This window comes from Streptomyces diacarni, assembly GCF_003323715.1.
Classification (GTDB): Bacteria; Actinomycetota; Actinomycetes; order Streptomycetales; family Streptomycetaceae; genus Streptomyces; species Streptomyces diacarni.
On the sequence record NZ_QOIN01000047.1, the window covers coordinates 250,363 to 272,827 of the forward strand.

Consider the following 22,465-nt stretch of genomic DNA (forward strand, 5'->3'; position numbering starts at 1 on the left):
ATCCGTGAACCACTGTGCACCCCGCCACTGACAACGCCTCCGCAACCGCTTCTGACCTGCGGCGACGAGGAATTGGAGGCCCGTTGTCAGTGGCGGCGCCTACCGTTTTCGGCATGGGTGGACACACGGTCCGCCGGCCGGCGGAGCGAGCAGGCACGCCGATGCCGGCCGACGACGCGACACTCCGCGCCGAAGGAGAGGGCGCCGGAGCGGAGACCGGCATGTCCGGGGAAGGGAGCTCCGGAGCAGGCACACCTGCCCCGGCCCAGAGCCGGTCCCGCACCGAGGCAGCGCACCGTCGTGCCGCACAGCGCGCGGCGCGGATCAGCGCGGGCACGGAGGAGTTGGAGCAGCGGCTGGCCGACCTGCTGCGCGGCGGTCTCGCGGGCGCCGAGCAGGCGGGATACGCGCTGTGGGAGGAGATCGCGGCCCGCATGGTCGACTCCCAGGCCCCGGGCCTGGCCGCTCGGGTACGGGAACTGGGTTCGGTCGCCGGATCGGGCGAGGGGTGGCCGGAACGGCTGCTGGCCGAGTGTGCGCTGCTGCATCTGCTCGCCCGCGCCTGGGAGGGGAGGGACACGCTGCCGAGGCCACTGGCCGAGACGGTGCGCACCCGAGTGGGTCTGACGGTCGAGACGTCGGAACTTCTCGCGGACGGTGACGCGTTGATACGGGACGAGTGGCTGGTGCTCGCCCAGCGCGACACGGAGGAGGGGCGTCTCACGGCCCGGCGCATCTGGCTGTACGGCCGCGGGACGGGGCGATCGGCGATGCTGCTTTCGTTCGCCGCCGGTGGGCGTGCGCCGGAGCCGGCGCTGCCGGTGGGTGCGGCGTTGGACGCCGACGTCGCCTACTACCCCGGTGGCAGCCCGCTGCGGGTGGCGCTCGGCGAGCGGCACGGGGCGCCGATGCCCGGTTTCCCCCCGGCGGGCGGCAGCATCCCGGAAGCCCTGGAGACGTACGCGCACGCTCTCCACGGCGATCCGTGGCTGGAGGGCTGGCCGTACGTGCTGCGGGATGTGGTGCCGATACCCCCGCCCGAGGGCGGCGCGTCCGCCACGGGACCGGCCCAGCCCCGGCCCCGGACGGCCACCGGTTGGCAATTGGCCTCCGCCGGAGCCGATGTCGCTCTCCCTCTCGCCCCGGGTACCAGCCCCAGAGCCCTGTGGAAACTGCTGGCCATGTCTGCCGACGGCCCCCTCACGGTCTTCGGCGAGTGCGGGCACCACGGCTTCACCCCGCACACGGCCTGGCTCGGAAGCAGACCCGTCACCCTCTGACGACGGAAGGCGGGACGGCCGGAAGGCCGGTCAGCCGGAAAGGTGGGAAGCCGGGAAGGCGTGGGTCAGCGGTCGAGAGCCGCACGGAGCGGACGAACCGTGCGTGGGCTTCTCCCTCGGAAAGGTTCGTCCTGGGACACCCGGGTCAGGGGAAAGAGGAGACGGCGGCGGGACGGGAGCTGAACGACGTGTCGGCTGAGACGGAAGTCGAACGGAAGCATCGGATGAGCGGGCCGCCGGAGGTGGCGGAAGCCGCCGAGCCGAGAGCGGAGGCAGAGGCGGAGGCGGCGGCCAGGCCGGTAGGAGCCGTCCCGGGCCCGGGTACGAGTACGGGGCCCGGCCCGGGCCCGGACAGGGGGCGAGGGGACGCGGGCGGTCCGCACTGTGCGGGGCGGGGCGAGGGCGGCGAGCCGGACGGTCCGGAGTGGGGGGAGTTGGTGGCTGCCGCTCTGCTGGGGGGCGAGCGGCGGCGCCCGCCGGGCGGGAGCTCGAGGGCGTTGCTGGACGCGGCAGCGGCCGAGACCGTACGCCGTCGGGCAGGGGCGCGGCCCGCCGCGCCCCGCAGGCGGCCGGGGCCCGCACCGCAGGACGCGCGGACGCCGCTGCCCACCGCTGCCGAGCAGCGGCTGGCCACGCTGCTCGCGGAGCGGGTGGGCGGCGGGACGGGTCACCCGGGCGCGGTGGCGGGGCGGCGCGGCGCGGGGCCCGACCTGGGCGAGTTGCTGCCGCAGTGGCTGGCCGAGGCCAACCGCCAGGGCTACCGGGCCCCGGCGGACCTGCTGCCGGCGCTGCTGGACGCGGCGCGGGCCCGTACGGACCTGCGGGCCGAGACGCTGGCCTTCGCAGGCCCCCGGGCGCTGTGGCTGGCGCGGCACAACCCGGACTGGAGGTTCGCGCTGCGGGACGGTGTGCGGCGCCGCGTACCGGGCGCGGGCGAGGATCCGGGCGCGGCCGAACGGGTCTGGCAGGAAGGGCTGTTCGCCGAGCGGGTGGCGGTGCTGTCGTCGTTGCGGCGGCACCGCCCTGAGGCGGGGCTGGCGTTGCTGGCCTCGACCTGGCAGACCGAGCGCGCCGAGGACCGGCTGATGTTCCTGGACTCACTGCGCCAGGGGCTCGGCGAGGCCGACGAGCCGTTCCTGGAGCGTGCTCTGGCGGACCGCAGCCGTACGGTGCGGGCGACGGCGGCCGAGTTGTTGGCGGCACTGCCCGGTTCCGCGCTGGCGGCGCGCATGGCGGAGCGGGCCAGAGCCTGCGTGGCTCCGGACCGGGTGCGCGGCGGCGGCATCGTCGTCGAGGCGCCGCACGAGTGTGACGCCGGTATGCAGCGCGACGGCGTCATACCCAAGCCGCCCACCGGGCGGGGTGAGCGGGCGTGGTGGCTCGTCCAGTTGGTGGAGGCGTCCCCGTTGCATGTGTGGTGCGAACGGCTGGAGGGGCGGGCGCCCGAGCAGATCGTCGCCCTGCCGGTCGCCGACGGTTGGCGGGACGACCTGCACGCCGCGTGGTGCGGTGCGGCTGTCCGGCAGCGGAACGCCGCGTGGGCACGTGCGCTGATCGGTGAGCCCATCGAGCCGTTCGCGGAGGGGCCGCGCGATCCGGCCAAGTTGTTGTCGGTGCTGCCCGAGGAGGAGCGGGGGGCGTGGGCCGCACGCTTCATCGCGAGCCACGGCCTGTCGGAGGCGTTTCGCATTCTGGGGGTGTGCGCGGTGCCGTGGTCGCTGCCGTTGGGGCGGGCGGTCGTGGACGCGCTGGAGATCGCCCGTGACGCGGGGAGTTACCCGTGGAGCTTCAGCGGGGTGATGGGGCTGGCGGAGCGCTGCCTGGATCCGTCCGACGCCGAGCGGCTCGCGCCGCTCGCCGCTGTTCCCGACGCACGGGAGGAGGAGTCTCCGGGGGCCGGGGCCTACTGGGCGGAGTCGTTCCAGCGGCTCGTCAGCACGTTGCGGCTTCGGGGCACGATGCTGGCGGAACTGAGCGGGGGAGGGTGATCCGACTCCGTGGCGCGCCGCCCTGGGCCACTGGCAGGGCTCAGGCGGCCACCGGTCCCACGTGCGTGCGGATCCAGTCGACGACCTCGTTGGTCGTGGCACCGGGGGTGAAGATCTCCGCGACGCCTTGTTCCTTGAGCGGGGGGATGTCTTCCTCGGGGATGATCCCGCCGCCGAACACCTTGATGTCGCCGGCGTCCCGCTCGTGCAGCAGTTCCAGGACGCGGGCGAAGAGGGTGTTGTGCGCGCCGGAGAGGATGGAGAGGCCGATGGCGTCGGCGTCCTCCTGAATGGCGGTGCCGACGATCTGCTCCGGGGTCTGGTGCAGGCCGGTGTAGATGACCTCCATGCCCGCGTCGCGCAGGGCGCGGGCGATGACCTTGGCGCCCCGGTCATGGCCGTCGAGGCCGGGTTTGGCGACGACCACGCGGATCGGACCGGACACAACCATCATTGCCTCCCTGTTGGACGACCTCCACGACCTCCCGGCCGGGTAGGCCATGGGGGCGTGAACGCACGTTATCCCCAGCATCCCGCAACCGTCCGTCCCGCGCCCGGAAGGGAGGGAGAAATCACACGCCGGGCCACTCTCCACGGCCACGGCCACGGCCACGGCCTCGTCCACGGCCACAGTCGGCGGGCGCACATCCGTGCCGGCGTCGGCGTCCGCCTCGGCGTCGGCGTTCGCCCCGCGGTGGGGGGGTGGGGCCGGACCCCGCCGTGCGCGGACCAGCGTCCGCTGCGCCGCGCGCTCCAGGTCGTACACCTCGTGCGCCCGGCGCACGGGCGAGGCGGCGTGCGGACGTGTCCGTCGTTTCCCTGGTTCTGCCGGCAGGCGGGGATTCCGTCCGGGTACGGTGTTTCTGCCCGATTCCGTGCGGAGTTGACCGTGGGGGCGGACGCACGACGGGGCCGGGGAGGCGCGGTCGACCGCTCCTCGGAACAGCCCCAGTTTTTCGAACGTATTTCGAACTCAGCGTCTACTACCCGCCCGTAGTCCGCCGAAAGACGGCTGATTGCCCTTTTCTCGAGCGGCTAAAACCCCCCGAAGATTGTCGCCGTCACGTACCGCCGGGTACAGTCGCCGCACTGCTCCGCCCCTGTCGCCGAGGCGAAAGAGAAGTTGGTGGTGAACGACCGTCATCCGTCGGGAGTCCCGAGTCCCGACGACGACTCCGGTACCGGCTTCTCGTACGAGCCCTATGGCGGGGACTACGGACAGTCGGCGTACGGCGCGTACGGTGAAGCCGCCTACTCGACGGACCCGCACGGTGGGTACTCCGTCGACGCTTACGGCTCGCCCACCGGCGCTTACGCCTCCTACGGCGCCGACGACCCGCTCTTCGGAACCCTTCCGGGAGCCGAGACGCACGCGGGCGCCGTCCCCCAGGCCGGGACCGGCGGCTATCCGAGCGCGGGCTGGGAGAACAACACGGCCGGCTACACCGCCTGGGACGGCTCCGGGGCCTGGGACGCCGGTTACGGCACTCAGCCCACAGGGGACTACAGCATCCCGGCCCAGGCAGGACCTGAGCAAGCGCATTACGGCTACCCCGCGCCCGACGACGGGACCGGCCAGTGGACGTTCGGCGTGCAGGAGGCCGGGCAGCAGACCGCGGCCTGGGACGCGTCGTCCTGGAACGGCGGTTGGGACGCCCCCGGTGAGGGCACGGTCGGCGTCGGCGCGGTGGACGCCACGGCGGCAGCCGCCACGACAGCAGCCGGCGCGGGGACGGCCGACTGGTACGCGGCCGAGTGGAACACGGCCGGCTGGGACAACAGCGGTTGGCACGCGGGCGCCTGGGAGACGGACGGTCACGGTGCCGCGTACGGCTATGAGTCCCCCGGAGGCCACGAGGGTCACGCCGGGCTCCAGGCATACGACGGCTACGGTTTCGACGGCCTGAGCCACTCCCCCGCCCAGGATCAGCAGTTCGCACAGGATCCGCCGCCTCAGCACCAACAGCAGGACTTCGCCGCTCAGCAGGATTTCTCCACTCCGCAGGACTCCACCGCTCAGTGGGACTTCTCCGAACTGGCGGAGCACCAGCAGGCGTACGACGAGGCCGCTCCGGCGCCGGACATGGCGTCGTCCGCCACGTCCCGCCTGGCGGACGAGGACGCCGTGGAGGGCGAGTTCCCCGACGAGCACGACGTAGCGGACGCCTCCGCTCCCGCGGCTCTCGGTACGGTCGGCAGCGGCCCCTCCTCGCGGGGGCGCCGGCGCTCGCCCAAGCCCCGACCGCGCCGTCGTGCGTTGATGACCGTCGCGGTGCCGTCGGTGGCCGTCATGGGTGTGGCGGGCGCGGCCGCGGCCAGCGTGATGGGTGGCGACGACGGCGACGGCAACAAAGACAGCGGCACCACCACCGTCGCGGCACCGGACGCGGCACCGGTGAAGCCGTCGAGCGCCAACAACAAGCTCGACACCCAGCTCGCGGGGCTCTCCGCCGACGCCGACGACTTCGCCGACCGGGCCAGTCGCACGCAGGAGCGCATCGACCTCAAGAAGCGCCAGGAGGCCGAGAAGGAGCGCAAGGCGAAGGAGGCGGCGCGCAAGGAAGCGGCGCGCCCCAAGTTCGTCCTTCCGGTCAAGAACCACACGCTCAGCGCCCGCTACGGGCAGGCCGGGGTGAACTGGATGTCGGTGCACACCGGTATCGACTTCCCCGTCAGTTACGGCACCCCCGTCATGGCGGCCACCGACGGCACCGTCTCGACGAAGTACGACGCGTCGTACGGGAACATGGCCATCGTGACGGCCAAGGACGGCACGCAGACCTGGTACTGCCACCTGAGCAGCAACAAGATCCGCTCGGGACAGGTGAAGGCGGGCGACGTCATCGCCTACTCGGGCAGCTCGGGCAACTCCACGGGCCCGCACCTCCACTTCGAGGTGCGGCCGGGCGGCGGCTCAGCCGTGGATCCGATCCCGTGGCTCCAGAGCAAGGGCCTCAACATCAGCTGACGGAGCCGCGCCCGGCCAGGGCGGCCCCGCCACGCGCGCCGCTCCCTGCCACGCACGTCGCGTCCCCGCACACCCCGGGGCGCCCGCACACATCGGTTCAGCTACGGCTGAAGACGTCGATGTAGCCGCCCCACTCGGGCCCGTCCCAGCTGATGTTCAGCTTCGACCCGTCCGGCTTGACCTCGACGGTGCCCTTCTCGCGGCCGTCGAGGGGCTTGGCGCAGTGCAGTGTGATGCGCGGCTTCCCGCTCTTCGGATCGTCGATCTCGCCGGGGCAGGTCTGCTTGCCGGTCGTCTCGACCTTCGCACCGTTGATCTTCACCGTACTGAGGGGGCTGTCCCGGTTGCCCACCCGCCAGGTGCCGTCCAGCCCTGCGGGCGCCTGCGCGCCGGCGGACTCCTGCCCGGAGTCTCCCCCGAACTCGCCGCCCGCGGACGTGCCGGCCTCCTCGTGACCCGACTCCCCCGGCCCCGACTCCCCCGGCCCCGACTCTCCCGACTCCGACGCACCGGTCTCCGCCTTGCCGGAGCCCTCGTCCCCGGAGGATCCCCCGCAGCCGGCCAGCAGTCCGGCGGCCAGCACCAGGGCGGCGGGGCCCCACTTCCTCCGCATGACATGTCTCCATTCGCGCTGCCGGGATCGGGTGCGACCGCCGGGCCCTTCGGCGTACCCGTCCGGATCCAACCACCCCCACTAATGCATGACTTGACGCATTAGCCGCGAGGGAGACTAGCATGCGGCCCGGTACGGAAGGACGGGCGCGGGAGGGCAGCGGCGGGGGCGCGGGCGGACAGTGACAAGGGCACGGGGAACAGCTTCAGCATCCGGCGGTGCCGGGCGAGGGCGGGGGACGGCGTGACACAGCAGCAGGCTCACGGATCGGTACGGCCGGGCGGCAGGACGGCACGCACCCGGGCCGCGGTACTGGAGGCGGCGCGGGAGCGGTTAGGGGCCGGGCAGTACGCGGAACTGACCGTCGAAGGGCTGGCTGCCCGGGCCGGGGTGCACCCCTCGACGATCCGGCGGCGCTGGGGCTCGGTGCACGGGGTGGTGCTCGACCTGTTCGACCACGTCGCCGGAGAGGTCCGCATTCCCGACACCGGCAGCCTGCACGAGGACCTCCGCCTCCTGGCCGAGGGCATCGTGACCCTGTACACGTCCGCGCAGCACCGCAACACCCTGTTCCGTATGGTCGCGGCGGCCACCGCGCATCCCGAGGGCGCGCGGACGGTGCGGGACTTCTTCGCCGCGCGCACCCGCCAGGTGTCCGGCATGGTCCGGCACGCCGCCGCCCGCGGGGAGATCCCTGCGGGCACCGACGTCCTCGCCGTCGTCGAGGCGGTCAGCGCACCGATCTACTACCGGCTGCTGGTCAGCCGCCAGCCGCTGGAACCCGGGGTGGCGCGGCGGACGGCCGCCGCGGCCTACCACGCGGCACGCGCGGGCGCCTTCACCTGAAGACGCCCGCAGCCAACACAGCCCCGCCGCCGAAGGCGCGCCCCGCGGCTACAGCTTCTCCACCGGTGCGTACCGCAGCAGCAGCCGCTTGGGCTTCTCGCCGCCGAAGTCGATGGTGGCCTCGGCGTTGTCGCCACTGCCCTTGACGGCCTGGACGGTGCCCAGGCCGAAGCTGTCGTGAGTGACACGGTCCCCGACCTGGAGGGAGACCACCGGCCGGTCCGTCGTCCGCCGCGTGGCGAAGCCGGAAGGGCCCCCGCGCCGGGACGAGGCGCCGGCGGACGAGGAGAGGGAGGCGGCGATGCCGGAGGGAACTCCGGCGGGCCCGCTGCCCGCACCCGTCCGCTTCCAGTCGAGGTACTCCGCCGGGATCTCCTCCAGGAAGCGGGAGGGCGGATTGTAGGAGGGCTGGCCCCAGACGCTGCGCATGACGGCACGGGTGAGATACAGCCGTTCCTGGGCGCGCGTGATGCCGACGTAGGCGAGCCTGCGCTCCTCTTCGAGCTCCTTGGCCTGGCCCAGGGCGCGCATGTGCGGGAACACGCCGTCTTCCATGCCGGTCAGGAAGACGACGGGGAACTCCAGGCCCTTCGCGGTGTGCAGGGTCATGAGGGTGACGACGCCCTCCTCGTCGCCCTCCTCCGGGATCTGGTCGGAGTCGGCGACGAGGGCGACCTGTTCGAGGAAGTCTGCGAGGGTGCCGGCGGACTCCTCCTCGCTCCGCTCCTGTTCGAACTCCAGGGCGACGGCGGCGAGCTCCTGGAGGTTCTCGACGCGGGTCTCGTCCTGGGGGTCGGTGGAGGACTGGAGCTCCGCGAGGTATCCCGTCTGTTCCAGCACCGCCTCCAGCACCGTGGCGGGTCCGGCCCCGGACTCCACCACGGTGCGCAGCTCCTCCATGAGGACGTTGAAGCGCTTGACGGCGTTGGCCGAACGCGCCGCCATCCCGTACGCCTCGTCGACGCGGACGAGCGCCTGCGGGAAGGTGATCTTCTCGCGGAGGGCCAGCGCCTCGATCATGGCCTCGGCGCGCTCACCGATGCCGCGCTTGGGGACGTTGAGGATGCGGCGCAGCGGCACCGCGTCCTCCGGGTTGGCCAGCACCCGCAGATACGCCAGGATGTCGCGGACCTCGCGGCGCTCGTAGAAGCGCACGCCGCCGACGACCTTGTAGGGCAGGCCGACGCGGATGAAGATCTCTTCGAAGACCCGGGACTGGGCGTTGGTGCGGTAGAAGACGGCGATGTCACCGGCGCGGACCTTCTCCTGGGCCGGCTGCCCCTCCGCCGCCTCCCCGTCCGCGAGGCGGTCGATCTCCTCGGCGACGAACTGGGCCTCGTCGTGCTCGGTGTCGGCGACGTACCCGGTGATGCGGGGGCCCGTACCCGCCCTGGTCCACAGGTTCTTGGGGCGGCGGTCGGCGTTGCGCTCGATGACGGCGTTCGCGGCGGACAGGATCGTCTGCGTGGAGCGGTAGTTCTGCTCCAGCAGGATCGTCGTCGCGTCCGGGTAGTCCTCCTCGAACTGGAGGATGTTGCGGATGGTGGCGCCGCGGAAGGCGTAGATCGACTGGTCGGCGTCGCCGACGACGCACAGCTCGGCCTGCTCCTCCGCCGGGCCGACGAGCTCGCGCACCAGCTGGTACTGCGCGTGGTTGGTGTCCTGGTACTCGTCGACGAGGACGTGGCGGAAGCGGCGGCGGTAGTAGTCGGCGACGTCGGGGAACGCCTGGAGCAGGTGGACCGTCGTCATGATCAGGTCGTCGAAGTCCAGCGCGTTGGCCTCGCGCAGCCGCGCCTGATACATCGTGTAGGCCTCGGCGAGAGTCTTCTCGAACCCTCCCCCAGACTCCTCCCCCAGCCTTCGGCCGGGCGGTGCCCCCTGGGAGGTGCCCCCAGCCTGCCCAGCGAAGTCCTCCTCGTCGATCAGCTCGTTCTTGAGGTTGGAGACCTTCGCGCTGAACGCCTTGGGCGGGAACCGCTTCGGATCCAGGTCCAGATCGCGGCAGACCAGGGCCATCAGGCGCTTGGAATCCGCCGCGTCGTAGATCGAGAACGACGAGGTGAAGCCCAGTTTCTTGCTCTCCCGGCGCAGGATGCGCACGCACGCGCTGTGGAAGGTGGACACCCACATCGACTGCCCGCGGGGCCCCACCAGATCGGCGACGCGCTCCTTCATCTCGCCCGCGGCCTTGTTGGTGAAGGTGATGGCGAGGATCTGGCCCGGGTGCACGTTCCGGGCGCCCAGCAGGTAGGCGATGCGGTGGGTGAGCACCCGCGTCTTGCCCGAGCCGGCGCCCGCGACGATGAGCAGCGGGGAGCCGGCGTGCAGCACGGCCTCGCGCTGCTGCTCGTTCATCCCCTCCAGGAGCGCGGCGGGCTCGACGACGGAGCGGGGCGCGCCGTCACGGTGGTAGGCGTCACGCCCCGCGGCGGCGCCCGCACCCGCGCGCGGGCCGGCGAAGGTGCCCTGGAAGAGATCCTCGGGGATCTCCTCCTCCGGGCCTTGGTGCCCGTGCCGGCCGGGGGCCTCGGGGTCCTCGGGCGGTGGCGGCGCGTCCGCCTCGGGGCTCGTGCCGTCGAGGTCCGCCAGGAAACTGTCGTCGAAGAGGCTGCTCATCGTCGTCCGAGTCTAGGCCGACACACCGACACACCTCACGCCCTGTGGAAAACCGGCCGCCGAGCGACTCCGGACACACCCCGCGTCCATGGGCGCCACGGACGGGACGCCCCCGCAGAGCCGCCCCCGCACAAGGGTCACACCCACAGAACGGCGATGAAGATGTTGACGATCGTCAGCAGGCCGACCGCGCCGAACAGCGGGGTGCTCACGCGCTCGTCGTCGCGCTTGACGTAGGTGATGCCGAGGATCACCACGAGCAGGGCGAGCTTGACGCCCATCTTGAGGTTGTTCACCGGGCTGTCGTCGGCCTGGTGCAGGCCGATCATGGCGACGCCGGTGACCAGCATGGTCAGCGCGCCGTGGAGCATGCCGGGGGCTATGCGGGCCTCACCCTTGCCCATCGCCTTCATCTGCGTGAAGAAACCGCCCAGGAGCGCGGCGATACCGATGACGTGCAGGCCGACGAAGACATTGATGAGTACGTCCATGCCGGTGAGCGTATCCGGGCGTTTCCGGCGCTCTTAGCACACCCCCGCCTTCGCCGTCGAGGCCGACACGGCAACGGTCGGCTCCGCGCATATGCGCCCGGCACCGTGCGGACGGCGGCCCTTACCGGACAGAGAAGGGCAGCTTACACCGATAAAGATCATTTGCGGTCATTCCCGTGCCCGGCGGCGGGGTCCGCGCATAGCGTCCTCGTCAGGTGGCCGCGCCCCGCCGGTCGGCGCGGCCACCCCCCGGCAGCCGGGCCAGATGTGACCTCAGTGACACACCAGTGACACCCGATGAGGAAGTGACGGCCCCCATGGCCTCGCACCGCAAACCCCCTCCCCGCCCCCGACCGCTCACGGCCGCCCGCGCGGCCCTCACCCTCGCCCTCACGGGCATCACGGGCGCCACCGCCCTGGGCGGCACCGCCCACGCCGACAAGGCTCCAGCGGACCGCGCACCCGCCGGCGAAGCTCCCGCCGGCGAAGCCCTCACGGACGGCGAAGCCCCCACGGACAAGGCCGGCGTCAAGGCGAAGGTCGACCGGCTGCACCGGGAGGCCGAGAGCGCCACCGAGGCGTACAACGGCGCCCGCAGTCAGGCGGAGGCCGCACGCGACGAACTGGAGTCGCTGCGCGACGAGGCCGCCCGCACACAGGCCGGGCTCAACACCGCCCGCGCCGCACTCGGCGGATACGCCGCCCAGCAGTACCGCGAGGGCAGCGGCGTCGCCCCCACCCTCCGGCTCGCTCTCTCCGCCAGCCCGTCCGACTACCTGGAGCACGCCGCGCTGGCCGAACGGGTCGCGGATCGCAGGTCGACGGCCCTGCGCCGCACCGCGGCACGCACCCGGCAGCTCGCGCAGCTGCGCAAGGAGGCGGCAGGCGCGTCGGCCGAGCTGGACCGCTCGGCCGACGCGGCACGCGGCCACAAGTCCGCCGTCCAACGCAAGCTGCACGCGGCGCAGCGGCTCCTCGACACCCTCACGGCGCAACAGCGCGCCGATGTCCTCGGTGCACCCGCGAGCCCGTCCTCCACCGACCCGTCCCCCACGGACGGCGGCCGGAAGGGAGGCCCGAACGGAAGCCCGTCCACGACAGGGCCCGGGCGGGACGACCGTGCGGACGGGGGCGGGGACGGGACGGGGAACGGTGCCGGGGCCGCCGGACAGAGCGACGCCTCCCCGGCGCACCACCCCGCCGGTGCGGCGACGGCCGGGCGCTCCGCCCGCGCGGTCGCCTTCGCCCACCGCGCCCTCGGCAAACCGTACGTGTGGGGCGGTACGGGCCCTTCGGGATACGACTGTTCCGGGCTGACCCAGGCGGCGTGGAAGGCGGCGGGCGTCGCGCTGCCGCGTACGACCTACAGCCAGATCCACGCGGGCACCCGCGTGTCCCGCTCCCGGCTCGCGCCAGGCGATCTGGTCTTCTTCTACGACAACGTCAGCCACGTCGGCCTCTACATCGGCGGCGGCCGCATGATCCACGCGCCTCGCCCCGGTACGTCGGTGCGCGTGGCCCCGATCGATCAGATGCCCTTCGCCGGAGCGGTCCGGCCCGGCGGTGCGACGTCAACCGGAGGATGACCGCCGCTCACCCACACGAGCACCGCTTGGCGCGCCTATCAACCTCTCTCCAGCAGGATCACCCGGGCCGTGGACGGCCTCCGAGGCCGTCCACGGCTGAGGTGAGGCACAATCCCCTTGCATCACATGGAAGTTGAGAGGCGGGGTTGCACAGTGGCCGTGGACACGGCTCGGGACGGCTCGAAGGGCCCGGACGACGACGAGGACGGCCCCGACGGCGCCGCCCAGCGCACCGACGACGACGCCCGGCGCACACCCGCCGACTCCAGAACGAGCCCGACCGCCGCAGACACCCGCGGCGCGGGGAGCGCCGCGGCGGCGCCGCGGCGCCCGGAGGCGGACCGGGGCGCCGGCCCGCAGTCCGGCAGCGCGGCGCAGGGGCCCCGCAGCGCCCCGGATGCCGCAGCTCCCGCGGGCGCCACACGCCAGGCGGGCGCCTCACGTGAGGTGAACGACGGTGGCGTCCCCCGCACTCGCGAGGGGGACGCCGGTGCCGGCGGGAGGCCGGAAGGGGCGCGGGTTCCCGGGGCCGGGGCCGGCGAGAACCCCGCGCGAGCGTCCGGGCGTTCGGCGACGCCCGACCCCGCGACTCCCCGCACGCGCCCGTCGGCACCCGGCACGCGCCCGTCGGCACCCGGCGCCCACTCGGAGGCACCCGGCGCCCGCTCGGCGCGTCCCGAAGCCCGCCCGGCGGCTTCCGGCACGCGCAGCACGCCTCCCGACGCGCACCCGGCGGCATCGGGCACGCGCAAGACGCCCTCCGCCGGACACCCGGCGTCTACCGGCGCGAGTCCCACCGACACGCGCCCCCCGAAAACACGCTCCCCGGAGGCACGCACCGACGCACGCCCCGCAGCGGCGCACCCCACTGACCGCGCCCCGCGTCAGGAGCCGACCGCGCGGCCGCAGGGGAAGGTTCCGGGCGCAGGTGCAGGCGCAGACACGGGCACAAGTACGACCGGCACGGGCACGGGCACGGGCACGGGCACGGGCACGAACGCAACGGGCACGGGTGCCGGTACAGGCTCAGGTGGCGGTCGGCGGCGGCCCCCTCGGGTGGAACTGCCGCTGGGCGGCTCCGGCACGCCGCACCGGGCGCGGCCCGAGGCCGCGCCGTCCGAGGCAGGGGCACGGCCGGAGGCGCGTCGTACGTCCCGTTCCGCCGGTATCTCCGCTGCCTCCCCTTCGCCCTGCCAGTGCGAGAACTGTCCGAACAGTGCTCGCCATGAGCACCGCAGGGCGGTGGAGGCGTTCGTGCGGCGGCGGGACGAGTTCGCCGACGGCGAGGGCGTGCCGGTCGGTCTCGCGCACTCGGCGGGGGCTTCACGGCAGTGGGTCTCCGACGAGTTGACCCGGGCGGCACGTGAGGTGGCCGACCGGAGGCGCGCGGAGGGTGAGGCGTGGGTGGCGAGGCTGTGGCGGCGCACCGTCCTCGCCGTGTGGGCGGCGGTCGGTGTGCTCCTGCTGGTGCAGTTGCTGACCGCTCTGGCCGGCGGCTGGTCGGTCGGCAGGTCGGCCGGTCTGGTGGCGGCGCTGGTCTCGGCCGTCCTGCTGTCGGCGGCCGCGTGGCTGCACCGGGCACGCGGCGGGGTGCTGGCGCCTGTCATCGGTGAGGACAACCGGCTGTCCACCTCGCGTACGGTGGCCGCCGCCTGGGTGCTGCTGTCCGTCTTCGCCGTGCTGGTCATGGCCGTCGAACTGGCGGCGGCCCCGGACGCGGGGGCGCGCGGTGACCTGCTGGCGGGGCTCGGTCTGGCGAGGGGGGCCGGAATGGTCACGGTCGTGGCCCTGACCTGCGCGGTCGCCGTCGTGGTGCGCCGGACGGTGACCGTACGGGTGCAGGGCAGGCGGTTGCAGAAGGTGCGGGCCGACCGTCCGCGCGCCGCTGACCTGCTCACGGACGACGCGGGCCGTGGCGCGTTCTCCGATGTGCAGTACGTGCTGATCAGCGCGGCCGCCGTGGTCTTCGCCGCCGTCCGGTTGGCCGGGCAGCCGGACCGGTTGCCCGATCTGCCGTGGGGGCTGGCGCTCTTGGTCGTCGTCTCGACCGTGACGTATCTGGCGGGCAAGTACGCCGAGAGCAGCCGTCCCGTGGTGCTGTCGGTGGTCCGTGCGCGCGAGGTGGGCGATCTGCACGCGCCGATCAGGACGGGTGACGACATCGAGATCCGCGGCACGGGTTTCGTCCCGGTGGGGGCCACAGAGCCCGACCGGCTCTCCCGCATGGTGGTGCGCATCGGCACCGTCCATGTGCACGCCCCGCTCATCCCCGTGCGTGGGGGCTTCGCCAGCCCCGCCGACTCGGCGCTGACGGTGCCCGTTCCCGTGGAGGTCGAACCGGGGCGCGTGGAGGTCCAGGTGGTGACGGCGGCCGGGGCCGAGACGAACCGCTACCCGATCGACGTGGTGGAGTAACACCCCTCGCCCCGGCGCCGTACGCCGCACGCAGCACCCCTGTGCTCGCGCACTTGCCAGGTGGCCAGGGCGTGTGGGAAGAATCGCGGCCACACCGAACGCGTTTGCGGAAGGGCGGGAGCCGTGGGATGTCTGTGACAGGTCCGGGCGGAGGCGGGACCGACGAAGGGGCCAAGACCGTCCATGCTTTCCCGGGACCGGTGGCGGGCGCGCCCGTCGGGGTGCGGGGGCTCGCGGCGCGGTACGCGCTGCTGCCGCTGCGGCTCTTTCTCGGCATCACCTTTCTGTACGCGGGCATCCACAAACTGACCGACGGCACTTTCCTGACCGGAAGCGGACCGGGCTCGTTCGCCGGCACGTTGCGGGCCGTCCACGAGACGGCCGCGGCGCCCTGGCTGGCCGACCTCGCCCAGCAGAGTCCGCAGGGCTTCGGTACGGCTCTCTCCGTCGCGGAGGTCGCGGTGGGTTTCGGCACGCTGTGCGGCCTGTGGACCCGGGTTGCGGCGGCCGGTGGGGCGTTGCTGTCCCTGTGTTTGTGGCTGACGGTCAGCTGGTCGAGCGAGCCGTACTACTACGGCAACGATCTGCCGTACCTGATGGCGTGGCTGCCGCTGCTGCTGGCCGGGGCACCCCTGCTGTCGCTGGACGCGCTGCTGGCGGTACGGCGACGGCGCAAGGGCCAGCAGATTTTCGGCTGAGGACGAGGCCGAGTCTCAGACCGACGGTCCGCTCAGGTTCCGGGCTCCCGCCGCCTTCCCCGTGCGCGGCGCAGCAGAAACGTCAGCAGGGAGACGCAGCCGGCCAGGAGAAGGGCGGCGGGGAGCGCGATCAGCAGCGCCCAGAAGGGCAGCTGCAACTCCCCCGCCACGTCCAGCAGGTACAGCACCGCCATGACGATCATGGCGAGGCCGAGCAGCAGCCGGGAGGGTTCGAAGCGGTGCCTCATCGGGTCGCCTCCTGTGCGGAGTGGCGGGATTCCGCGGCGGGCAACGTTGGGTGTGCGCCCGCCCCCGAGCGCTCGCCCGGGCCGACGGCGCCGCGGCCCGTGGCGCCGGACGGGTCCCCGGGTGCCGTCTCGTCCGGGGCGTCTGCGGGTGCCGTCTCGTCCGGGATGGTCTCGCCGGGCGGCCGCCGGTGGTCGGAGCGCTCACCGGAGGGCAGTTCCCTGACGAGCTCGACGCGGCCGAGGCCGACGCTCATGTCGAGCTCGATCGTCCCCTCGGGCCGCGCGCCGTCGAAGGGGCGCAGGGTGATCCTGCGGGTCGTGCCCAGGCCGCCCGAGCTGTCGGGAACGACGTTCCCGTCCCCGTCCAGGGACCGCGGGAAGACCGTCTCCCCCATCCCGACGTCCGTGTGCAGCTTGACCACCACGTTGTCCGGCACCACCACCTTCGCCTCCCCGGCGCCGATCCGCACGCCGCTGCGCACCGTCTGGCCGGCCTTCAGCCCGGCCTCGGTCAGGTCGAGTTCACCCGCTCCGCTTCCCAGCTTGTAGCGCGGCTTGATCTCCTGCGCCGCGGCGGGCACCCAGCGGGTGTCCCGTATGTGCGTCGAGATGTCCTTCGGCAGCGCGGCCGCGCCCGCCAGCAGGCCCGCCGTCAGCACGAGGCAGAAGAGGGTTCCAGGGCCCGTACGGCCGACGAAGGCGCTGACGCCCAGGCCGAGACCGAAGACCGCCAGGGCGCTGCTCAAGCCGATGACGAGGATCGTGGCCAGCGGGTTCCCTTCCCAGGTGGCGGCGGCGGACACGCCGCCCGCGACCAGCGCCAGCAGGAAGGTGAGCCCGCCGAGCGAGCCGCCGCCCGCGCCCTGCCGCGCGGGCGGACCGCCGCCCTTGGCTCCCGCGGGAACCGGCGCCCCGAACGACTCGCCGCCGCGCGCGTGGGCGCTCGGCGGCGCCGCGTGCGGACGGGCGGCCTCGGGGCCCCACAGATAGCCGGTGGCCGCGCCCGCGCGGCTCCACGGGCTGGTCGACGCGGTGCCCGCCTCGCTTCCTTCCTTGGTGAGCGGCTCCCGCCACCAGGAGGCGGGTACGGCGACGGGAGGGGCCTGCGTCTCGGGTGGCGCGTCGGCGACGGCGTGCGCCGTCGCCGGGTCGACGCGCGCCCCCTCCCCGCGCGCGGCCTCGGCCTGCCGCCGGTGCCGCGACCAGTACGCCGCCCCGGCCACGGTGCCGATCAGCAGCACGGAGAAGGGCACGCTGCGGCCCCCGAGGGAGGCGAGGAAGAGGCCGCAGCCGACGAGAGCGACCAGGACCGCGGAGAGCGAGGAGCTCTCCACCCGTCCGGACAGCAGCCGCCGCCCCTCGTTCTGCGACTCGCCCTCGGCGGGGATGAGCAGCCAGGCGAACCCGTAGAAGATGAGGCCGAACCCGCCGACGACGGACAGCACGGCCAGCGGGACGCGGAAGATCACCGGATCGAGGTCGAAGTACCGCCCCAGGCCCCCGCAGACGCCCCCGGCGACCTTGTGCGCACGGCTGCGCCGCAGCTGCCTGCCCTTCGGCCCCTGGGGCGGCGGATTGTGCGCCCCCCACGACGGTGCCCCCGCGCCCTCACTCTCGCGCGCCCCCGCCCCGGAGCGTGCCCGTGCCCCAGAGCGGGCTCCCGCACCAGAGCGCGCCCCCGCACCGGGCCGCCGCGGCCCCGCGCCGGAAGGCGTCTCCCCCTCCCCCGTTCCGCGCCGCGTGCGGTCCGCGTCTTCCGGGTCCTCCGGGACGCGTTCCCCGCGCTGCTCGTCCTCGCTCATACGCCTATGGTGGCGCCCCGGGCGCGGCCGGGCATCGGGGCCCTACCCGGAGCGATCCCTGAGATCGGCGCGCGCCCCCGCGCGCCGTCGCGAGGCCGCCTCGGGGGAGCCTCAGGGGTCGACCCTGATGTCCCGGCGCGCCGGGCGTGTGACGATCGGAGCATGACAGCGCCCGCCTCCCCCGCCGTGGACGCGCCCCAGGGGCCCGCGTCCGCGGACCCGTCCGCCGAAGAGCCGCCGCAGCGCAAGCTCTACCGCAGCGCGGAGGGGCGGATGCTGGGCGGCGTGGCGCGCGGCCTGGCGGGCCATCTGGCGCTGCCGGTCTCCTGGGTGCGGATCGTCTTCATCGCGCTCGCCCTCGCCAACGGGCTCGGGGTGCTGCTGTACGCGGCGTTCTGGTTCGTCGTCCCGCTCGGCACCGGCGGTGTCGGCGTGGGGCACCGCACCGGTGCGGCGGGCCTGACCGAGGCGGTCACCGACCGGCGCGGGCTGCGGCGCCGGCTGTTCCACAAGCCGGACAAGGGCCAGCTGATCGCCGTACTGGCGCTGGTCGTCGCCATTTTCGTCACCGCGGACAACCTCCAGTTCGGCGCGGCCAACACCTACCTGTGGCCGGTCGTGCTCATCGGGATCGGCGTCGCCCTGGTGTGGCGGCAGGCCGACAACTCCCGCCGCGCCCACTGGGTGGAGGTCGGGCGGCGGGCCAGGCTGCTGCCGCTGGCCCGCAGCGCGGCGGGGGTCGCGCTGGTCGCCGTCGGGGTGACCGGCATCGTCGTCGTGCAGGGCTCGGTCAGCCATCTGGGTTCCGTGCTGCAGGCGGCGCTGGCGGTGCTGGTCGGTATCGCCCTGATGGCGGGCCCGTATCTGGTGCGGATGGTGCAGGACCTCTCCGAGGAACGGCTGATGCGTATCCGGGCCCAGGAGCGGGCCGAGGTCGCCGCGCACGTCCACGACTCGGTGCTGCACACGCTGACCCTCATCCAGCGCAACTCCGACAAGCCCCGCGAGGTCGCCCGCCTGGCCCGCGCCCAGGAACGCGAGCTGCGCGCCTGGCTGTACAAGCCCACGGACGCGTCCGGCAGGACGCGGCCCGTCGAGGAGGAGGACGAGCCCACGACGCTGGCCGAGGGGGTGAAGGCCGCGGCGGCCGAGGTCGAGGACCACCACGGGGTCCCCGTCGAGGTCGTCTGCGTCGGTGACTGCCCTCTCGACGAGGCGCTGGGCGCGCAGCTCCAGGCCGCGCGCGAGGCGATGGTCAACGCCGCCAAGTACGGTGGCGAGGGCGGCGCCGTGCAGGTCTTCGCGGAGGTGGAGGGGCGTACCGTTTTCATCTCCGTGCGGGACCGCGGTCCGGGCTTCGACCCGGACACCGTGCCGTCGGACAGGATGGGCGTACGCGAGTCCATCATCGGCCGGATGCGCCGCAACGGCGGCACGGCGCGGCTGCGCACCGCACCGGGCGAGGGGACCGAGGTCGAGCTGGAGATGGAGAGGGCGGCGGAGTCGTGACGGACGGACCGAACGAGACGAGCGCGGCGGGCGAGCAGCAGGGCACGGACGCCGGAGGGGGCCGCCGGGTCCGGGTCGTCCTCGTGGACGACCACCGCATGTTCCGCGCGGGCGTGCAGGCGGAGATCGGCCGCACCGACGAGACGGGTGTCGACGTCGTGGGTGAGGCGGGCGACGTCGACCAGGCGATGACGGTCATCGAGGCGACCCGCCCCGACGTGGTCCTGCTCGACGTGCACCTGCCCGGTGGCGGCGGCGTCGAGGTGCTGCGCCGCTGCGCGCCGCTGATGGGCGATGCGGAGCGGCCCGTGCGTTTCCTCGCGCTGTCGGTCTCCGACGCCGCCGAGGACGTCATCGGCGTCATCCGCGGCGGTGCGCGCGGCTACGTCACCAAGACCATCACGGGCGGTGACCTGGTCGGCGCCATCTTCCGCGTCGCGGACGGCGACGCGGTCTTCTCCCCGCGGCTGGCCGGCTTCGTCCTGGACGCCTTCGCCTCCACCGACGCCCCGCCGGTCGACGAGGACATGGACCGCCTCACCCAGCGCGAACGCGAGGTCCTGCGGCTGATCGCGCGCGGCTACGCCTACAAGGAGGTGGCCAAGCAGCTGTTCATCTCCGTCAAGACGGTCGAGTCCCACGTCTCGGCGGTGCTGCGCAAGCTCCAGCTGTCCAACCGCCACGAGCTGACCCGGTGGGCGACGGCACGGCGGCTGGTCTGAGGATCCGCCCGGCGTCGGCGCCTCCGGCACGCGGACTCGAGCTCAGCGACCACCGTATTGCTAAGCGGCAGAGCGCACGCCGGCGACGAACGCCGACCAGGCGCCGGCGGTGAAGGCGACCTGGGGGCCCGTGGAGTGCTGCTTGGAGTCCCGGACGTGGATGGTGTGGGGACAGGCGGCTACCTCGACGCAGTTGCCGCCATCGTCGTTACTGTAACTGGACTTGAACCACGCCAGCTCAGTGTTCATAGCTCCTCCGTCAACTCGGCGATGAACCGCGCCGACCCCTCCGGGCTGAGGGCCTGCCGCAGGATCATTTCATGACGCTGACGAAGCGTGCCGATCTTGCCGAGATCCGAGTGGAGCACGCCTGTGGTCTGCCCCTCCTCGTAGCCCAGGTGCTCGTGGTCAGGTGTCTCCAGGAGGACGAACGGCCCGCGGCGACCCGCATGCGGACCTCCTCCGGAAGAGAGCACCTGGATGGTCACGTTTCGCCGCGCCCCCACGTCCAGAAGATGACGCAACTGCCTGGTTCTCGACTCTCCCCCCACCACGCAGTCCCGCAACGCGTTCTCCGAGATCACAAAGCTGAACGCCTTGGTCTGCTTGTCGAGCATCACCTGCCGCTTAAGCCGAGCCTCGACCCGTTCCTCGATCGTCTCGTCGTCCAATGGCGGACAGTAGTTATTGAATAGAGCCCGAACCACCTCCTCTGTCTGCAACAGCCCAGGCACGAACTCGTTCTCATACGAACTGTGGGCCACCGCCTCGCTCTCCGCCTGCATGAAGTCCTGCGAGTACGACGGGAACGGTTCCGGGCGGAGGAACTCCACCGCCGCCGCCAGCTTCCCCTGCGCACCGCACATCTCGTCGGCGATGCGCAGCACATGGGCCTGCACCTTGCGCACTCCGCGTTCCATGCCCTTGATGGCGTCGTAGCCGTAGCCGGCCTCCTGCGCCAGGGCCTGGCGCGAGATACCGGCCGCCTCGCGCCAGCGTTTCATCTGGTCGCCGGCGTAGCGCCATGCCATGGGGCGGTCGTCGCCGTCGCCGTTCCTGCTGCTGCCGTTGGCCAACCGGCTCGCCTCCTGAGCCAGTACGCCCGAGGGCGGGGACACCCCGGGCACACTCACCGTCCGTACCTGCTCCGTTACTTCGCACCGTACGGCGTGACCAGCACGCTGTGCGCCATGAACAGCGAGATTCCCCCTGCGGGCGCCTTCGCGGTCGACACGCGGACGGGCCGGATCGGTCAAGTGATGGGCCGCGAGGGGCCGTACGTACAGATGCGGCCACCCGGTGGCGGTCGCGAGTGGGACGTGCCGCCGGACGCGATCCGCGCCGCGCGGGTCATCGAGGAGCTGCGCGCACGGGTCACCGACCTGAACCGGCAGAGCAGGCTCCCGTGAGCGGCCACCGACGGAGCTCTACGTAGAGGATCACGTGCCGTAACCGTCCGTCGCCAACTACCCACAGCCGGTGTACTCTGCCGCGTGTCAGCTCGCCCCATGTGTCACACATGAGGCGGCCCCCGACGGTGTTGGAGCACCGGTCGAGGGCCTTCACCACCAAGGTCATCCGAAGGGACCCTGGGATGCACAGGCATGTTAGCGCGCCCTCGCGCTTCTTCTCCCAGTTGCCGAACGACATCATCCGCCACCCCCGCCTGTCCGCGACCGCGGTACGGCTCCTGGCCTGGCAGCTTTCCCTTCCCGAGGGCGCCGACGAACCGCTGTGGAAGACGGCAGAGCGCGCCGGAATCGGCAAGGTCGCCTTCCAGCACGCGAAGCGGCAACTCCGCGCCGAACGCTACCTGTTCGAGTGGCGGCACCAGAACGAGCACGGGCGCTGGCAGACCGTCCAGCTCGTCGCCAACACCCCCCTGTCGCCCGACGAAGCCCGCGTCGCCGTCCAGCCCGCCGCCCGACCGACAGCCGCCGTACCGGCCACCGGTGCGCCGACCCGTCGGCCCGCCGCCCCTCAACCCCGTAAAACACCCGTAGGGAACACCCCCCACCCTCCCACGACAACCGAAGCCACCGAAGCCACCGAAGCCGCGGCGCCCCGACTCGGCACCGAGATCCGCGCCCGCACCGAAGCGCTCCTGCTCTCCCTCCCCCGCACCGCGCCCTACCTCGCGATGCCCGCCCGCAAGGCCCGGCGCTGGGCACCCCTCGCAGCGCGCTGGCTGGAGTGCGGCCTGGGCACCGACGACGTACGCACGGCGCTCACGGCGGGGCTGGAACAGGCCCGCTCCCCGCTCGGGGCGCTCCGGTGGCGGCTGGAGCACGCCCTGCCCGAGCCCATCACCACGCCACCGGCCAGGACAGCGCCGCAGCCGCGCGTGTCCCGCATGCGGGAATGCGCGGGCCCACACACCCAGCCGCTGCTGTTCACCCCCGTCGGCGACGAGGACCGGTGCCCCGCCTGCCGCGCGCGGCGGCAGCAGCCACGGCGACGCCCGTGCCCGCGCCCGGGACCGGCCTCCGCACCTTCCACGCAGCACGCGCGGCACGTGCAGCACGCGCGGCACGTGCAGCACGCGCGGCACTCACCGCACGCGCGGCACTCACCGCAGACGGCCTGCCCGCGGCCGCGGAGTGAACCGAAGCGTGGGTCCGCCCGTGTCTGGGGGCGGTGCCTGCGGTGCTGAGAGTGTTCCGAACGTTGCTGGACTGCT

General features: G+C 73.2%; 19 protein-coding genes. 11 read left to right on the forward strand and 8 right to left on the reverse strand.

Features of this window, described 5'->3' with window-relative positions; all coding sequences use genetic code 11:
- Positions 1-113 precede the first annotated feature (113 nt).
- Positions 114-1,280, forward strand: coding sequence for an SWIM zinc finger family protein (locus DTL70_RS20340; RefSeq protein ID WP_114023670.1), 1,167 nt, complete (start codon positions 114-116; stop codon positions 1,278-1,280).
- A gap of 242 nt (positions 1,281-1,522) precedes the next feature.
- Positions 1,523-3,268 carry a DUF5691 domain-containing protein gene (locus tag DTL70_RS20345; protein WP_425470392.1) on the forward strand — a complete coding sequence of 582 codons (1,746 nt, stop codon included), beginning with the start codon at positions 1,523-1,525 and terminating at the stop codon, positions 3,266-3,268.
- Between the two features lie 40 nt (positions 3,269-3,308).
- On the opposite strand, the gene icmB is transcribed toward DTL70_RS20345, so the two are convergent.
- Positions 3,309-3,722: a coenzyme B12-dependent isobutyryl CoA mutase small subunit gene (icmB, locus tag DTL70_RS20350; protein WP_484421903.1), complete on the reverse strand. Its 414-nt coding sequence runs from the start codon at positions 3,720-3,722 to the stop codon at positions 3,309-3,311.
- 675 nt (positions 3,723-4,397) lie between these two features.
- Here icmB and DTL70_RS20355 point away from each other — a divergent pair.
- Complete coding sequence (locus DTL70_RS20355) at positions 4,398-6,236, forward strand: M23 family metallopeptidase (protein WP_181861024.1); 1,839 nt, start codon at positions 4,398-4,400, stop codon at positions 6,234-6,236.
- 97 nt (positions 6,237-6,333) lie between these two features.
- On the opposite strand, the gene DTL70_RS20360 is transcribed toward DTL70_RS20355, so the two are convergent.
- Positions 6,334-6,849 carry a hypothetical protein gene (locus tag DTL70_RS20360; RefSeq protein ID WP_114023414.1) on the reverse strand — a complete coding sequence of 172 codons (516 nt, stop codon included), beginning with the start codon at positions 6,847-6,849 and terminating at the stop codon, positions 6,334-6,336.
- A 243-nt stretch (positions 6,850-7,092) separates the two neighbouring features.
- Between DTL70_RS20360 and DTL70_RS20365 the strand changes: the two genes are divergently transcribed.
- Positions 7,093-7,695, forward strand: a complete 603-nt coding sequence (locus DTL70_RS20365) for a TetR-like C-terminal domain-containing protein (protein WP_114023415.1) — start codon at positions 7,093-7,095, stop codon at positions 7,693-7,695.
- Positions 7,696-7,743: 48 nt separating this feature from the next.
- Here DTL70_RS20365 and pcrA read toward each other — a convergent pair whose 3' ends face one another.
- Together pcrA and DTL70_RS20375 are read right to left on the reverse strand one after the other, a co-directional pair.
- Entirely contained in the window at positions 7,744-10,314 is a 2,571-nt protein-coding gene (pcrA, locus tag DTL70_RS20370) for a DNA helicase PcrA (RefSeq protein WP_114023416.1), read from the reverse strand.
- 137 nt (positions 10,315-10,451) lie between these two features.
- The gene (locus tag DTL70_RS20375) at positions 10,452-10,805 is read right to left on the reverse strand and encodes a hypothetical protein (RefSeq protein WP_114023417.1); all 354 of its coding nucleotides are present in this window, start codon (positions 10,803-10,805) and stop codon (positions 10,452-10,454) included.
- A 317-nt stretch (positions 10,806-11,122) separates the two neighbouring features.
- Here DTL70_RS20375 and DTL70_RS20380 point away from each other — a divergent pair, with 317 nt between their 5' ends.
- The 3 genes from DTL70_RS20380 (at position 11,123) to DTL70_RS20390 (ending at position 15,504) form a co-directional block, all read left to right on the forward strand.
- On the forward strand, positions 11,123-12,391 hold the full coding sequence (locus tag DTL70_RS20380; RefSeq protein ID WP_114023418.1) for a C40 family peptidase: 1,269 nt from the start codon (positions 11,123-11,125) through the stop codon (positions 12,389-12,391).
- Positions 12,392-13,558: 1,167 nt separating this feature from the next.
- Positions 13,559-14,806 (forward strand): hypothetical protein, encoded by a 1,248-nt coding sequence (locus DTL70_RS20385; protein WP_114023671.1) that lies wholly within the window; start codon positions 13,559-13,561, stop codon positions 14,804-14,806.
- Between the two features lie 128 nt (positions 14,807-14,934).
- Positions 14,935-15,504: a DoxX family protein gene (locus DTL70_RS20390; protein ID WP_114023419.1), complete on the forward strand. Its 570-nt coding sequence runs from the start codon at positions 14,935-14,937 to the stop codon at positions 15,502-15,504.
- A gap of 32 nt (positions 15,505-15,536) precedes the next feature.
- Here the strand turns inward: DTL70_RS20390 and DTL70_RS20395 are convergent, their stop codons facing one another.
- Both DTL70_RS20395 and DTL70_RS20400 read right to left on the reverse strand, forming a co-directional pair.
- Positions 15,537-15,752 carry a hypothetical protein gene (locus tag DTL70_RS20395; RefSeq protein ID WP_114023420.1) on the reverse strand — a complete coding sequence of 72 codons (216 nt, stop codon included), beginning with the start codon at positions 15,750-15,752 and terminating at the stop codon, positions 15,537-15,539.
- The gene (locus tag DTL70_RS20400) at positions 15,749-17,554 is read right to left on the reverse strand and encodes a PspC domain-containing protein (RefSeq protein ID WP_114023421.1); all 1,806 of its coding nucleotides are present in this window, start codon (positions 17,552-17,554) and stop codon (positions 15,749-15,751) included. The genes DTL70_RS20395 and DTL70_RS20400 overlap by 4 nt, the downstream gene beginning before the upstream one ends.
- Positions 17,555-17,716: 162 nt before the next feature.
- Between DTL70_RS20400 and DTL70_RS20405 the strand changes: the two genes are divergently transcribed.
- Positions 17,717-19,063, forward strand: coding sequence for an ATP-binding protein (locus DTL70_RS20405; RefSeq protein ID WP_114023422.1), 1,347 nt, complete (start codon positions 17,717-17,719; stop codon positions 19,061-19,063).
- Positions 19,060-19,785, forward strand: a complete 726-nt coding sequence (locus DTL70_RS20410) for a LuxR C-terminal-related transcriptional regulator (RefSeq protein ID WP_114023423.1) — start codon at positions 19,060-19,062, stop codon at positions 19,783-19,785. Before DTL70_RS20405 ends, DTL70_RS20410 begins: the two co-directional genes overlap by 4 nt.
- A 60-nt stretch (positions 19,786-19,845) precedes the next feature.
- Here DTL70_RS20410 and DTL70_RS20415 read toward each other — a convergent pair whose 3' ends face one another.
- Together DTL70_RS20415 and DTL70_RS20420 are read right to left on the reverse strand one after the other, a co-directional pair.
- Positions 19,846-20,034 (reverse strand): DUF397 domain-containing protein, encoded by a 189-nt coding sequence (locus tag DTL70_RS20415; protein WP_114023424.1) that lies wholly within the window; start codon positions 20,032-20,034, stop codon positions 19,846-19,848.
- Complete coding sequence (locus tag DTL70_RS20420; RefSeq protein ID WP_114023672.1) at positions 20,031-20,816, reverse strand: helix-turn-helix domain-containing protein; 786 nt, start codon at positions 20,814-20,816, stop codon at positions 20,031-20,033. Before DTL70_RS20420 ends, DTL70_RS20415 begins: the two co-directional genes overlap by 4 nt.
- Before the next feature lie 159 nt (positions 20,817-20,975).
- On the opposite strand from DTL70_RS20420, the gene DTL70_RS20425 reads away from it, so the two are divergent.
- Complete coding sequence (locus DTL70_RS20425; RefSeq protein WP_114023673.1) at positions 20,976-21,194, forward strand: hypothetical protein; 219 nt, start codon at positions 20,976-20,978, stop codon at positions 21,192-21,194.
- A gap of 185 nt (positions 21,195-21,379) precedes the next feature.
- Complete coding sequence (locus DTL70_RS20430) at positions 21,380-22,438, forward strand: hypothetical protein (RefSeq protein WP_114023425.1); 1,059 nt, start codon at positions 21,380-21,382, stop codon at positions 22,436-22,438.
- The last annotated feature ends 27 nt before the right edge of the window (positions 22,439-22,465 follow it).

Coding starts and splice junctions, on each gene's coding strand:
- DTL70_RS20430 (WP_114023425.1), top strand. CDS start 21,380: ATGCACAGGCATGTTAGCGCGCCCTCGCGCTTCTTCTCCCAGTTGCCG.
- icmB (WP_484421903.1), bottom strand. CDS start 3,722: ATGATGGTTGTGTCCGGTCCGATCCGCGTGGTCGTCGCCAAACCCGGC.
- pcrA (WP_114023416.1), bottom strand. CDS start 10,314: ATGAGCAGCCTCTTCGACGACAGTTTCCTGGCGGACCTCGACGGCACG.
- DTL70_RS20375 (WP_114023417.1), bottom strand. CDS start 10,805: ATGGACGTACTCATCAATGTCTTCGTCGGCCTGCACGTCATCGGTATC.
- DTL70_RS20390 (WP_114023419.1), top strand. CDS start 14,935: ATGTCTGTGACAGGTCCGGGCGGAGGCGGGACCGACGAAGGGGCCAAG.
- DTL70_RS20420 (WP_114023672.1), bottom strand. CDS start 20,816: ATGGCATGGCGCTACGCCGGCGACCAGATGAAACGCTGGCGCGAGGCG.
- DTL70_RS20360 (WP_114023414.1), bottom strand. CDS start 6,849: ATGCGGAGGAAGTGGGGCCCCGCCGCCCTGGTGCTGGCCGCCGGACTG.
- DTL70_RS20340 (WP_114023670.1), top strand. CDS start 114: ATGGGTGGACACACGGTCCGCCGGCCGGCGGAGCGAGCAGGCACGCCG.
- DTL70_RS20405 (WP_114023422.1), top strand. CDS start 17,717: ATGACAGCGCCCGCCTCCCCCGCCGTGGACGCGCCCCAGGGGCCCGCG.
- DTL70_RS20400 (WP_114023421.1), bottom strand. CDS start 17,554: ATGAGCGAGGACGAGCAGCGCGGGGAACGCGTCCCGGAGGACCCGGAA.
- DTL70_RS20380 (WP_114023418.1), top strand. CDS start 11,123: ATGGCCTCGCACCGCAAACCCCCTCCCCGCCCCCGACCGCTCACGGCC.
- DTL70_RS20395 (WP_114023420.1), bottom strand. CDS start 15,752: ATGAGGCACCGCTTCGAACCCTCCCGGCTGCTGCTCGGCCTCGCCATG.
- DTL70_RS20415 (WP_114023424.1), bottom strand. CDS start 20,034: ATGAACACTGAGCTGGCGTGGTTCAAGTCCAGTTACAGTAACGACGAT.
- DTL70_RS20425 (WP_114023673.1), top strand. CDS start 20,976: ATGAACAGCGAGATTCCCCCTGCGGGCGCCTTCGCGGTCGACACGCGG.